At 58.1% G+C, this 12935-nt stretch carries 8 protein-coding genes and 1 pseudogene; 5 read left to right on the forward strand and 4 right to left on the reverse strand.

The genetic code is table 11. The features are described 5' to 3' along the window. Positions 1–609: 609 nt before the first annotated feature. Positions 610–2085, forward strand: a complete 1476-nt coding sequence (gene glgA, locus NW849_RS11750) for a glycogen synthase GlgA (protein WP_414357789.1) — start codon at positions 610–612, stop codon at positions 2083–2085. A 159-nt stretch (positions 2086–2244) separates the two neighbouring features. Next, positions 2245–3852, forward strand: coding sequence for a glycoside hydrolase family 57 protein (locus NW849_RS11755; protein WP_414357790.1), 1608 nt, complete (start codon positions 2245–2247; stop codon positions 3850–3852). A gap of 297 nt (positions 3853–4149) precedes the next feature. Here the strand turns inward: NW849_RS11755 and ilvB are convergent. Then, a pseudogene (gene ilvB, locus NW849_RS11760) lies at positions 4150–5949 on the reverse strand (biosynthetic-type acetolactate synthase large subunit); the annotation flags it as partial. 211 nt (positions 5950–6160) lie between these two features. On the opposite strand from ilvB, the gene NW849_RS11765 reads away from it, so the two are divergent. Continuing rightward, positions 6161–7738 carry a phospholipid carrier-dependent glycosyltransferase gene (locus NW849_RS11765; protein ID WP_414357791.1) on the forward strand — a complete coding sequence of 526 codons (1578 nt, stop codon included), beginning with the start codon at positions 6161–6163 and terminating at the stop codon, positions 7736–7738. Between the two features lie 109 nt (positions 7739–7847). Next, the gene (locus NW849_RS11770) at positions 7848–8912 is read left to right on the forward strand and encodes a Gfo/Idh/MocA family protein (RefSeq protein WP_011432295.1); all 1065 of its coding nucleotides are present in this window, start codon (positions 7848–7850) and stop codon (positions 8910–8912) included. Positions 8913–9251: 339 nt separating this feature from the next. On the opposite strand, the gene NW849_RS11775 is transcribed toward NW849_RS11770, so the two are convergent. Together NW849_RS11775 and NW849_RS11780 are read right to left on the reverse strand one after the other, a co-directional pair. After that, positions 9252–9479: a Uma2 family endonuclease gene (locus NW849_RS11775; protein WP_414357792.1), complete on the reverse strand. Its 228-nt coding sequence runs from the start codon at positions 9477–9479 to the stop codon at positions 9252–9254. A 32-nt stretch (positions 9480–9511) separates the two neighbouring features. Then, the gene (locus tag NW849_RS11780; protein WP_414357793.1) at positions 9512–11230 is read right to left on the reverse strand and encodes a transglutaminase domain-containing protein; all 1719 of its coding nucleotides are present in this window, start codon (positions 11228–11230) and stop codon (positions 9512–9514) included. Positions 11231–11540: 310 nt separating this feature from the next. On the opposite strand from NW849_RS11780, the gene NW849_RS11785 reads away from it, so the two are divergent. Further along, the gene (locus tag NW849_RS11785) at positions 11541–12404 is read left to right on the forward strand and encodes a sulfite exporter TauE/SafE family protein (RefSeq protein ID WP_414357795.1); all 864 of its coding nucleotides are present in this window, start codon (positions 11541–11543) and stop codon (positions 12402–12404) included. A gap of 54 nt (positions 12405–12458) precedes the next feature. On the opposite strand, the gene NW849_RS11790 is transcribed toward NW849_RS11785, so the two are convergent. After that, a complete protein-coding gene (locus NW849_RS11790) occupies positions 12459–12680 on the reverse strand; it encodes a hypothetical protein (RefSeq protein WP_414357796.1) in 222 nt (73 codons plus the stop codon). Positions 12681–12935: the final 255 nt, after the last annotated feature.

Consider the following 12935-nt stretch of genomic DNA (forward strand, 5'->3'; position numbering starts at 1 on the left):
CTATTCGTGTTTTATTTGGTGCAGCGCCTTTACGCTCAGCAGTGGTATTGAGTTCGCGTGACCTTGAAGGATCCCTGGCTACCCCTAGCCGGAGAGAGTAAGCCTGCTCGCAAGAGACGAGGGGAGGTGCAGCCGGCTGCAGTTACCGTAAAGCCAGGATCCATCCGGCCATGTTCTTTGGCATGCCCACGATCCCAGAACGGACACCTTGGCTGCCGCCTTCCCGGAAGATGAGCTGCGCACTTGGCTCGAAGAACGGTACCGCCCCAGCGGGATCAGCCGTTCATAGTCGCGTTTCAGGTTAGGGTGAGAGGCCTGGGCTACTGATCGCGCCAGCGGGACGGAGTCCTTGAAAAGCCTTCTGGCCCCGTGCATTCAACGTTTCTAGTTTGAATCGAAATGCCCATAATTGCCCAGAGGGCTGCTCCCGTAGATCAGGTTCCCCGGCAAACGGCGCAGCTGGGGCTCGAACCCGGTCGGCCCAGAGGTTATCTAAAGTGAGGATCCCTAATTGTGGGGATCCCTTGCCATTGGGAGGGATGTTCTGTCGAGGCCAAAAAGATTATCGTTTGTAAAGAAAGCTAAGGCGGTGCTACGGGAGGTCTCGAAATGTACATCGTGCAGATTGCGTCTGAATGCGCCCCGGTTATCAAGGCGGGGGGACTGGGGGATGTGGTGTACGGCCTCAGCCGCGAGCTGGAGGTGCGGGGGCACTGTGTCGAGCTGGTTTTGCCCAAGTACGACACGATGCGCTACGACCAGATCTGGGGTTTGCACGACGCCTATCGCGATCTCTGGGTGCCCTGGTACGGGGGAGCCATTCACTGCTCGGTGTACTGCGGCTGGGTGCATGGCCGCCTTTGCTTTTTTATTGAGCCCCACTCGGGCGATAACTTCTTCAATCGCGGGTGTTATTACGGCTGCCCGGATGACAACATGCGTTTTGCTTTTTTCAGCAAGGCGGCTCTAGAGTTTCTCCTACAAAGCAACAAGCGCCCCGACATCATCCATTGCCACGACTGGCAGACAGGGTTGGTACCGGTGCTGCTGTTTGAGATCTACAAGTACCACGGCATGGGAAACCAGCGGGTGTGCTACACCATTCACAACTTCAAACACCAAGGCTTTGGCGGCCCAGAGATTCTTTGGGCTACCGGCCTCAACCGCGAACCCTACTACTTCCACTACGACCGTTTGCGCGATAACTTCAACCCCTTTTCTCTCAACTTTATGAAGGGGGGAATTGTTTTTTCCAACTTTGTCACTACGGTCTCTCCCAATCACGCGCTGGAGGTGCAATTTGGCGACTACGGCTATGGACTTGGCCATACCCTCTACTTGCACCGGCACAAGTTTCGCGGCGTTTTGAATGGCATCGATTACGACATTTGGAACCCGGAGATCGACCGCTTTATCCCCGTGCGCTACACTGCTCAAACGCTGGAAAATAAAGCTAAAAACAAAAAAGCTCTGCGGGAACGGCTGCTACTGCAGGATGTTGACAAGCCTATCGTGGCCTATATCGGGCGATTGGACGAGCAAAAGGGCGTGCATTTGGTGCATCATGCCATCTACCGCTCCCTGTTCAAAAATGCCCAATTTGTTCTGCTGGGATCCGCTACGGAGCGAGGGATCGGCGCTTGGTTTGCCCACGAGAAAAGCTACCTCAACAACAACCCCGATGTTCACATTGAGTTGGGCTTTAACGAAGAACTTTCCCACCTTATCTATGCGGGGGCAGACATCATCGTAGTGCCCAGCCACTACGAACCCTGTGGACTCACTCAGATGATTGGCTTGAAGTATGGCACAGTTCCGGTGGTGAGAGGAGTGGGTGGCCTGGTGGATACCGTCTTCGACCGCGACTACGATCCCCACAAATTGCCCGAGCAACGCAACGGCTACGTCTTTTATCACACAGATCCAGCTGCTTTGGAGTCGGCTCTGGATCGGGCCATCGACCTTTGGTACACCGCTCCTGACCAGTTCCGTCAACTGCAGATTCAAGGCATGAGCTACGACTACTCCTGGAACTATCCTGGCAAGGAGTATCTGGAGATCTACGACTTCATTCGTCACCGCTGAGCCCAACAGCGATCCCCAGCGATCCCAGCTCTTGACCCCGCGGATGAAATGCTGGACGATAGGTAGCAATCTTGGGCTTAACCTTCTCTACAGATTTGCTGCTGAGAAGGGTAAGTCTGCTCCGTTATCTTTCCCTGTCTGTAAGGATCCCCGGCTGCCATGGGTTATCTCGCCTTGGTACTCCACGCGCACCTGCCGTTTGTGCGCCACCCTGAGCAAGACTTTGTGCTGGAGGAAGAATGGCTCTACGAAGCCATCACGGAGACCTATGTGCCGCTGCTGCACATGTTCGAGGGGCTACAGCGAGATGGCATCGACTTTCGCTTCACCATGTCCCTGACGCCGCCCTTGGTGTCGATGCTGCGGGATCCCTTGCTGCAGGAGCGCTACGACCACTACTTGACCAAGTTAGAAGAACTGGCCCAACTGGAGTACGACAAAAACACCACCAACGGCCACATTCGCTACCTGGCCGAGCACTACATCAAGCAATTTGCCATGGTGCGGGATCTCTGGGAGCGCTATGACCGGGATCTGGTGCGGGCCTTTCGACAGTTTCAAGATAGCGGCAACCTGGAGATCATCACCTGTGGGGCTACCCACGGCTACCTGCCCTTGATGCAGATGTACCCGCAGGCAGTCTGGGCGCAGTTGATTGTAGCTTGTGAGCACTACAACGAGCACTTTGGCCAATGGCCGCGGGGGATCTGGCTGCCGGAATGCGCCTACTACCAAGGGCTGGAGCGGATGATTGCCGATGCCGGCCTGCGCTACATGATCACCGACGCCCATGGTCTTCTCTACGCCAAGCCCCGGCCTCGTTACGGCATGTACGCCCCTATTTTTACCGAGACCGGCGTCGCCGTTTTCGGGCGGGATCACGAGTCTTCGCAGCAGGTGTGGTCGGCAGAGGTGGGCTATCCAGGGGATCCAGTTTACCGCGAGTTCTACAAAGACCTAGGGTATGAGGCCGACTACGAGTACATCAAGCCTTACATCATGCCCAACGGCCAGCGGAAAAACACCGGCATCAAGTACCACCGCATCACCGGGCGCAACCTGGACCTGGGGCAAAAGCAGCTTTACGACCCCTATTGGGCGCGGGAGAAAGCGGCAGAGCATGCGGGCAACTTTATGTTCAACCGCCAGCGGCAAATCGAATATTTGTACAGCGTCATGGGCCGCCCGCCGCTGGTGGTGGCCCCCTACGATGCGGAGTTGTTCGGCCACTGGTGGTACGAGGGCCCTTGGTTTTTGGATTTTCTTATCCGCAAGAGCTACTTCGACCAAAACACCTACCGCATGACTCACCTGGCGGAGTACCTGCGGGAGAACCCCACTCAGCAGGTGTGCAAACCTGCCCAGTCCAGTTGGGGGGCGCGCGGCTTCCACGAGTACTGGCTCAACCCCACCAACGCCTGGATCTACCCCCACCTGCACAAGGCCACCGAGCGGATGATCGAGCTGAGCCGTCGCGAGCCTGCCGATGACCTAGAATGGCGGGCCTTGAACCAGGCGGCGCGAGAATTGCTACTGGCTCAATCGTCTGACTGGGCTTTTATCATGCGCACAGGGACGATGGTTCCCTATGCAGTGCGCCGCACCAAGTCCCATCTGCTGCGCTTCAACCACCTCTACGAGAAGATCAAAGAGGGTCAGTTTCGGCGAGAAAAAGCCACCCCTGAAGAGGAGCAGTGGCTGGCCAAGGTGGAATACATGGACAACATCTTCCCCAATATCAACTACCGGGTTTACCGACCCCTCTAAGCCGGTTGGGCAGGTCTGGAGGGTGCCTGCTTCCGACCGCCAGAGACACCAGAGGCAGAAGTTTCCGGCTACCCTCCTTGAGGGGATCGAACTACCCCAGGGCAGGAGGGATCCTCCGTTCGTTGCGCTGATCCCAACCTTCCTCTCCTTTTGGGAAAGGGGCAGGAGTCGCTCGTGTTGGCCTCGCAGAGCGCTCAGGGAGCGTTTTAATCTGGCTTGTTCAGTAGCCCCGATATCCCCGAAGACTCCCTGCTGCTGGGGCCCGCCTTCCCCAGCCGAATGGTCAGGCCGTCGGTTCTAGAGCTTGGTGCCGCACTCGGCGCAAAACTTGTGCAGGGTGGGGTTTTTGGTGCCGCAATTGGGGCAGTAGATCAGCTCGGCGGCTTGTTCCAGTTGCCGCTTCTCCGGCAGCCCGATCATCTGATAGTTAGCTTTGCCGGCAGGCACCATCGGGTAGCAGTTTTCGTCCCGCTTGACCACAAAGTCGGCCACTACCGGCCCCTCGTGCTTGAGGATCTCCTGGATGGCATCTTCCAGTTGATCGGGGTGATCGACGCGGATCCCTTTTACCCCAAAAGCCTCGGCTAGCTTGACAAAATCCGGCATTCCGGGAGACATATCCGAGTGGGAGTAGCGCTCGCCGTGGAAGGCCTGCTGCCACTGCCGCACCATGCCCTGCCAGCCGTTGTTGATGATGGCCACTTTGGTGGCAATGCCGTACTGAGCCACTGTGCCCAGCTCTTGCATGTTCATCTGGAAGCTGGCATCGCCACTGATGCAGATGACTTCTTCGTGAGGCAGGGCTACCTTGACTCCCATCGCCGCGGGGAACCCGTAGCCCATGGTGCCCAGCCCAGAACTGGAGATCCATTGGCGCGGCCCGTTGCGCAGAAACTGCGCCGCCCACATCTGATGCTGGCCAACATCGGTGGTGTAGTAGGCGTGGGGAGCATGACGACGAAAGGCATCGATCACCTGTTGAGGGGCAATCACGCCTTCGTAGCTGGGCACCTGCAGGGGATAGTCCCGCTTCCAGCGCTCGATCCGATCCAGCCAAGCCTGAGTTAGGCCTGGAGTAGAAGGCATTTTGCTCAGTTGAGCCAGCATCTCCACCAGAACAGTGCGCACATCCCCTACAATCGGCACATCGGGCGCACGGTTTTTGCCCACCTCGGCTGGGTCGATGTCGATGTGAATGACTTTGGCGTGCTTGGCAAATTCATCTAGCTTGCCGGTTACGCGGTCGTCGAAGCGGGCTCCCACCGCAATGAGCAGGTCGCACTCGGTGACGGCGAAGTTGGCATAGGCCGTGCCGTGCATGCCCAGCATCCCCACCGACAGGGGATCGTTCTCATCGAAAGCCCCTTTGCCCATGAGGGTGGTGGTCACCGGGATCCGATAGGTGTGGGCCAGCTCGGCAATTTCGGCGTGGGCACCGGAGATGATCGCCCCACCTCCCACATACAGCAAGGGCCGTTTGGCCTGCAGGATCAGCTTGGCCGCCGCATGGATTTGCCGTGGGTTGCCTCGCACGGTGGGCTTGTAGCCGGGGATGTTGATCTCGCTGACAGGTTGATAGTCAAACTCTTCTAGGCCCACATCTTTGGGGATGTCGATCAGCACCGGCCCGGGCCGCCCTGTCCTGGCAATGTGAAAAGCCTCTGCCACGATCCGAGACATTTGGCGCGGATCCCGTACCACGTAGGAGTGCTTCACAATGGGCAGGGTGATGCCAAAGATGTCCGTCTCCTGGAAGCCGTCGGTGCCAATCAGATGGCGAGGTACCTGCCCAGTGATGACCACCATCGGTACAGAGTCCATCATGGCGTTGGCAATGCCCGTCACCAGGTTGGTCGCCCCTGGGCCAGAGGTAGCAAAACACACCCCCACCTTGCCAGTGGCGCGAGCATATCCGTCGGCGGCGTGGGCAGCCGCTTGTTCGTGGCGTACCAGGTAATGTTTGAGCAGCCCCTGAGACTCGGCTTTGTACAGCTCGTCGTAGATGGGGAGGATGGCTCCCCCCGGATAGCCAAAGATGTGTTGCACCCCATGCCGGTGCAGGCTGTCCACCAACGCATATCCACCAGTCGCCACGGTGTCTCCTCCCCACTGAGATGACCGAACGTCAAACGCCCGCTCTCAGGAGCGCCAGCGCAGACAGGGTACTGGCCAGAAGTTGGCCAACTTTGTATTCAATTCTACAGTCTAGCAGTGGTTTGCTTTGGAATCGCTTAGACTTTCACGGTCGGCTAAAGTAACACTGGGGATCCCTAGGGATCCTCGCCGGAGTGTTGAGAGTGCCCTATCCATGACTGGAGAGCCAACCCCCATTGACCCCGGGCCGGAGCGGTCTCAGGGCAGCTTGCGGCTAGCTGTGCCCATCCTCGGATCCCCGCACAGTGCTGTGGGATCCCGACAGTGGCTGGTATGGGGAGCGCTGGGGATCTTTCTGGTGGGTCTGGGGTTGCGCCTGTGGCGGCTGGACGAGTTCCCGGCACCTGTGTTCGATGAGGTGTACTTCCCGGAGTTTGCCCAGAACTACCTGGATGGCAAGCCTTTTTACGATGTGCATCCCCCCTTGGGCAAGTACTTCATTGCCCTTAGCATTCAGGTGTTTGGCCGCAACGAGTGGGGATTCCGCTTCGCCACTGCTTTTTGCGGATCCCTGATCCCTCTGTTGCTGACCGGTTTAGCCTACCGCCTCACCTACCACGTGGGCTTTGCTCTGTTGAGCGGGGTTTTGCTGCTGACCGATGGGGTGTTTCTGGTGGAATCCCGCTTTGGCCTGATCAACGTGTATCTGGTAGCCTTTGGGCTGGCAGCGACCATTCTGTTGCTGAGAGGTCTAGAAGACCAAGGTTGGCGACGGGCTGCTCACTTTGCTTGCTCCGGGATCCTGTTGGGGGCGGCAGCCGCGGTGAAGTGGAATGGCCTCTGGTTTACCTTCATGTTTGCTCTGTTGGGGATCCTCGTCTGGGGGGTAGTCTGGCTGCGCCCGCAGTGGATCCCACGGTTGGGCATTTTGATCCAGATTCGTCATCTGCGCTGGTGGCACTATGTGTTTTGCTTCATCCTCGCTCCGCTGGCCTTTTACGCCATTCAGTGGATCCCGCACCTGCAGCTGAATCCCCAACAGGGACTAACTCTGGATTGGAGCTGGACGGGCATCCAGAATTATTTCCGATCCCTGGTGCTCATCAACCAATCCATCTACGGCGGACACATGGCGGCCCACCTGGTGGTGGACGAAGAGACGCCTGTTCACCCCTACTGCTCCACCAGCTTGCGATCCCTGGTGGCTTGGTTCCCGGCTTTGCGTCCTTGGCTGACTACGCCCTTGGCCTCGGCAGGAGCTTGGTCCTGGCCAATTCTGGGCCGCCCCGTGGCCTACTACTTCGGCAGTCAGGGCAACCTCTGGCAAGCTGTTCATGGCTTGGGCAATCCTTGGCTGTGGTGGCTGGGGACGGGATCCATCTTGGTGCTCGTCTGGCGAGGGATCCGCCACTTTCACGGTCTCGAAGCCTTCATTTTGATTGGCTATGCGGCCAATTACCTGCCTTGGTTTAGGGTCAGCCGCTGCGTTTTTATCTACCACTACATGAGCGCCCTGGCGTTTAGCACCCTAGCCCTGGCTTGGTTGGTGCTGCTGGGCTGGCAGAGCTATCGCCGCTTTTGGCGTGGGGCGAGCATCACGGCGGTGGCCCTGGTTTTGGCGTCCTTTGTCTTCTTTTTCCCCGTTTGGCTTGGCCTGCCCCTCAGCCCAAGCGGATTTTACGCCCGCATGTGGTTTCGCTCCAGCCCGGTGCCGCTGTTCTGTTTCAGCCCCCAATCTTGCCAACAGCCCCCGCTGCACCTGCCGCCCATCCCCGGCTTGAACTGGATCTAAGGGAGGCATGGTAAGCTTTGTGAAGTTTGTTTCGTGAAATGCGGCGCTCCGTTACCGAAAGATGGAGCGAGGTTCGCGAAACCCTTGTGGTGGAGGTAGTGGAAACGTCATGGCCCGATCTTGCCCGAGTTCTGCCAACTCTCCCCGCCGTCCACTGGCTTATTCAGAGCAAGCTGTCCCGGTTGGGGTGATCGGGGTAGGCAACATGGGCCAGCACCACACCCGCGTTTTCAGCCTGATGAAGGATGTGCGGGTCGTGGGGGTAGCGGATATCAACGTGGAACGGGGATTGGATGTGGCCAGCCGCCACCGCGTTCATTTTTATGAGGACTACCGCGATCTGCTGCCCCACGTAGCTGCCGTGGCCATCGCGGTGCCGACGGTTCTGCACCATGAGGTGGGTATGGCCTGCCTGGAGGCCGGGGTACATGTGCTGATCGAAAAGCCCATCGCTGCCAGCATCAGCGAAGCAGAATCGCTGGTGAACCGAGCTGCCGATTGCAATTGTATTTTGCAGGTGGGGCACATCGAGCGCTTCAGCCCTGTTTTCCAAAAGCTGGGCCAAGTCTTGCAAAGTGAAGAACCTCTGGCTTTCGAGGCTCACCGTCTCAGCCCCTATTCCGACCGCGCCAGCGATGTGTCGGTGGTATTCGACTTGATGATCCACGACATCGATCTGTTGCTGGAGCTGATCCCATCTCCCGTGACCCAGATTACCGCCAGCGGCAACCGCATCTCCAAGCTGGGCTACCTGGACTACGTCACGGCTACTCTCACTTTTGCCAACGGTGCCATCGCCACCCTCACTGCCAGCAAGGTCACCCACCGCAAGGTGCGCAAAATTGCCGTCCACTGCAAGAATGCCTTGGTAGAAGCAGATTTTCTACACAATGAGATCTCGGTGTACCGCCAGGGATCCGTCGGCAGCACCAGCGACTACGGCCAAATGCCCTACCAGCGGGATTGTTTGATTGAGAAAGTCCACACCGACAATATCGACAAGCTGCATGCCGAACTGGAGCACTTCATCAATTGCGTGCGGGGGGGCAACCAACCTTCTGTGGGTGGGGAACAGGCCCTGAAAGCATTGAGGCTGGCCTCGGAGGTAGAGCGGATTGCTTTGGATGGATGTGCCTGGAGCGAAGCCAAGCCCCGCCGTAGTCTCCTATCCTAGTCTTTAACGCAAGCCCCAGATGGGGGCAGAGCCCTGTTGTTGGCCCATAGCCATTCCAGCATCAGGCTGGGGAAGAAAAAGCGACATTCGCGCCCGCGGAGTGCAGCTCTATTGACAGCTCCCGATTCGGGTGGCAGCTTTTCGAGCGAGCAATGGGGCTCCCACCAGACTCAGGCAAGAGGTGGCATCCACAGCTGTGAAATCGGGCACGCAAGCCCCGGCAGCAACGGCGAGTCCAATTCGAGTCCAATTCATCTTTCCCAAGCAAGTTTTGATCAACACCAACTGCCTTTGCTGGCGCCGGTAGACTTCCACTTGTTGCTGTTGCCAGTCCACCACTCAATACTCCTGTAGCCCAAGCCGACTGTAAAGCTTGAGCTTAGTTTGCTTATCTTGGCCAATATTGCGAGCTCCAGGGCTCAGCACTCCTACCGCCGATTCTGGGGCACTGTGGAGTTTGCTATCCGCCCCCAGCGCTGTTCTCAGTCGAGACCGGCTCACCCACACCACATCAGGAGCCACATCGTCATCTTCGGCAAAAATCACTCCCGGAGCAGTGTTGGCCAATCTCAGGCCCGTTTTCTCACTCTATTCGCCTTTCAAATTTCTTCTAAGATGCGAAACTGCACATGGTTAATGGCCAGCTCCCCAATTGAGGCTTGGTCGGTGTTGATCGTCTCGAAAGGGATCCCTTTGGCGATCTCGGCATGGGTCCAGGGCAAGCCCATGAAGTAGCGCTGCGAATAGGGGCGCTCCCCCCGATCGTCGGGGTTCGACTCCATCGGCACCCAACCCCAGCCGGGCAGATAAAACTCAATCCACACGTGGTTGTACTGGGGAAACAGCGGGATCCCTTTCAGTTCTGGATGGGGAGGACATTTGTAGCGCCCCACCGTGCGGCAAGGGATCCCATTGAGGCGGGCCAAAGCCAACAGCACCCCCACATATTCACCACAAGAACCGGAGCCACGCCGCAAAACCTCATCCGGCGGATCGATGCGAGAGGTGACCCGGTAGGAGAGCTTGTCGTAAACATAGGCCCGGATATTGAGCATTTTGCGCAGCAAGTTGGTCTCGCTGCCGACGGCCCGCCGCGCTGCCTCTCGAACAATCGAGGTGTCCATGGCCAGGTAGTCATCGTCCACCAAGTAGCGATCCCGTAGGTCTGGGGGCACGACGGCATCTTCTACATCCAGCGGATCGATGCAGTACTTGATACTGTAGAGATCCAGCACCGCCCGCCAGCCAAACAAGCGCACCTCATGGGCCCCCAGGGATCCCAGCGAAAACACCGCCACCTGTTGGCCAGATTGCTCTTCCACTTCAAACGGCAGACCTACCCAGTGCAGGCTGCGCACCCGTTGGCGAAGGCTGTTGCAGGGCAAGGCAATTCGCCAGACCAAATCGGGCAGGAAGCGCGGCTCTTCTTGGGCAATTTCTTCCACATAGGTCAGCTCCACCCGATAGCCGTGGGAGAGGGTGTAGGTGGCGCGTTCCCCCAGACACTGGGGCTGAAAAACTACCGGACAGGCAATGGGGGAATCCTCGGCCTCGGTTCCACTGCCGCCAGAGGGGTCGGGGGAGCTAGGGGGATCCAAAGGCCGCAGGCGCAGGGGAGCCACCCAGGTTTTGTCGCGCAGGGCCACCGACAAGGGATCCGGAGCGTTGGGGTTGTCGTGGATATAGGCTTCTTCGTGGGCGTAGGCTACCCAGAGCTGCCCCCGCCAGTAGGCCAAGCCTGTCGGCCCAGGAGAAGGGGTGAGGATGCGGGCCAATTCTCGCCCGGTCTGGCGCTCCAGCACATAGATCGTCTCTTCCACCCGATCACTCACCCAGAGGTAGTCTCCCTGCACCGCAATGTGTTCTCGGCCAACCCCAGGGGCGGGCATCTCCTGCACAATAAGGCCACGGCTGGGATCCAGTTGCAGGATTTTTCCCCGTTTGTAGCAGGTGGCATAGAGGTAGCGGTTTCCCGTGTGGGGATCGATCCAGAGGGCGATCCCTTCGATGGGGCAGGGGCAGCTACACACTTGAAAGGCTTCCAGGGATCCCGGTTGCTGCAGAGCGGACATGGGAATGCGCAAGATTTGCCCCTCTTGCTCCCGACTGAGCCAAATCCACGCTTGATCCCCTTCTGACTCTACCCACAAACCGTAAGCGCCTTGGAAAGAATGGACATGATGGGGATTGAGCAGCAGGGTGTTGTGCTCTTGGATCTCCACCAAATAGCCCCTCACCCGATCCAAGCCGAGTAGGCAATCTCCCCAGGTGGCCAAACCTTCCAAAGCGACCAGCCCCAACGGTTGCAAAGGGGCCACAGTTCCCTGTTGCTGCCCAGATTGAGGCCACCAAGCGGGCTGGGATCCTTCTGCCGTAGAACCCGGATTTTTCAGAGCACCTAGATCATTTGCCGGATGAATGGCAACCATGAAGGCTTCCCTGCTTGTGGAGAAGTTGGCGCGCTAGCGCGATCCGCACCAGATCAGTACGACTGTCCAACATTTGTATGATGCGCCTCTTTTCAACCCCGCCCCAAGGGATCCCTTCCCTGATGGTCTTGCCGAGGACGGAGAATGCTACCATAGCAGACATTTTGCTTGTTTTGTTGATGAGCAGGGCCGAGAAGCAATGGAAGAAAAGGGTCTGGCCTTGGCAGTTGGGGGCTTGGTGGCAGGGATCCTAGCCGGGGTTCTGGGCATTGGCGGTGGAACGATCCTGGTGCCCTTACAGGTCAGCTTGGGGATACCACCGGTTCAAGCTGCAGCCACCAGCAACCTTTCCATCGTTATGACCTCGATTGCAGGCAGCATCCAAAACTGGCGGATGGGCATGCTGGATCTGAAACGGGTGATCCTGCTGGGGATCCCCGCATTGCTTACGGCCCAAGTGGGGGCGATCATCGCCAGTCGCCTTCCCAGCTACCTGCTGTTGACAGCCTTCGGGGTGTTGCTGCTGGCCAACACTTATCTGGTGGAGCTGCGCAAAAAGGTGGCCACCCAAGCCCTGGAGACAGAGTTCCCGCCTGCTGCTGTTCGCGACAGTGGTGCGAAGTCCTCAGGACAGATGTCTCCCTGGTTAGCCCGCGCCCTGACCGGTGGCGCTGCCGGTTTGTTGGCCGGGCTGTTTGGCATCGGCGGTGGGGTGATCCTGGTGCCAATGCAGATCCTGCTGCTGAAAGAGACGATCAAAGTGGCGATTCAGACCAGTCTGGGGGCCATTGTAATCACAGCAGTTGCTGCCACCGCCAGCCATGCGGGCCTCAGCGATTGGATCTGGAATGGCCTGGGGTTGGGGGACGGCACTATCCACCAAAATGTGCTCTGGATCCCTGGTTTGATCTTGGGGACAGGGGGGTTAATCGGTGTACAGATCAGCACACGCACCCTGCCCAAATTGCCCGATGAAACCGTCGGACTGCTGTTTCGGGGCTTTCTGACCATCCTTTCTCTCTACATTTTTTGGCAAGCTTGGCAAAGCTACCGAGCCCTGTGAAGTGATCCTGGTCTGCCTGAGCGCTCAAGACAGCAGTCCTTGGTCATTTCGATTCTACGTTGGACGCGCTTTCCCCTCAGAGGACAGGGATCCTGCTGTTTGGGATAGGGCACCTTGTTTGCAGGGGTCATGCACAGGGTAGCTGCCAAAGAGCTTCAAGGTTTCGGCAATCGATTCCAGCGCCGCAATCACCTCGGCATCCAGATAGGGCTGGCCAACAGGATTCTCCAGATCGACAAAGACATAAGTCCCTGCCTGTCGGATCCCGTTAGCCAAGCCCTTGCCCAGAGCAAAGGCCAGAAAGTCTTTTTTTCCTGCAAGCGCGGGGGGGTAGGTTGCAGGTTTGGCTCGGACAAGAGATCATAGAGTTTCGTCAAAACCCAAAGCTCCCATTGACAGCGTGACGGTGGAACACAAGCACATTCAGTTAGACAGTCGGCCCGCTGGCCTGAGTACAGCCACCGGTACCATCAAAGCCCAGTTGGACTTGCTACTGCTGGGGTTGGAGTCCCTGAGCGGAGAAAGTTCCGA

Origin of the sequence: Synechococcus sp. R55.3 (genome assembly GCF_047461975.1) — a bacterium.
Lineage (GTDB): Bacteria > Cyanobacteriota > Cyanobacteriia > Thermostichales > Thermostichaceae > Thermostichus.

Coding starts and splice junctions, on each gene's coding strand:
- NW849_RS11785 (WP_414357795.1), top strand. CDS start 11,541: ATGGAAGAAAAGGGTCTGGCCTTGGCAGTTGGGGGCTTGGTGGCAGGG.
- glgA (WP_414357789.1), top strand. CDS start 610: ATGTACATCGTGCAGATTGCGTCTGAATGCGCCCCGGTTATCAAGGCG.
- NW849_RS11770 (WP_011432295.1), top strand. CDS start 7,848: ATGGCCCGATCTTGCCCGAGTTCTGCCAACTCTCCCCGCCGTCCACTG.
- NW849_RS11765 (WP_414357791.1), top strand. CDS start 6,161: ATGACTGGAGAGCCAACCCCCATTGACCCCGGGCCGGAGCGGTCTCAG.
- NW849_RS11755 (WP_414357790.1), top strand. CDS start 2,245: ATGGGTTATCTCGCCTTGGTACTCCACGCGCACCTGCCGTTTGTGCGC.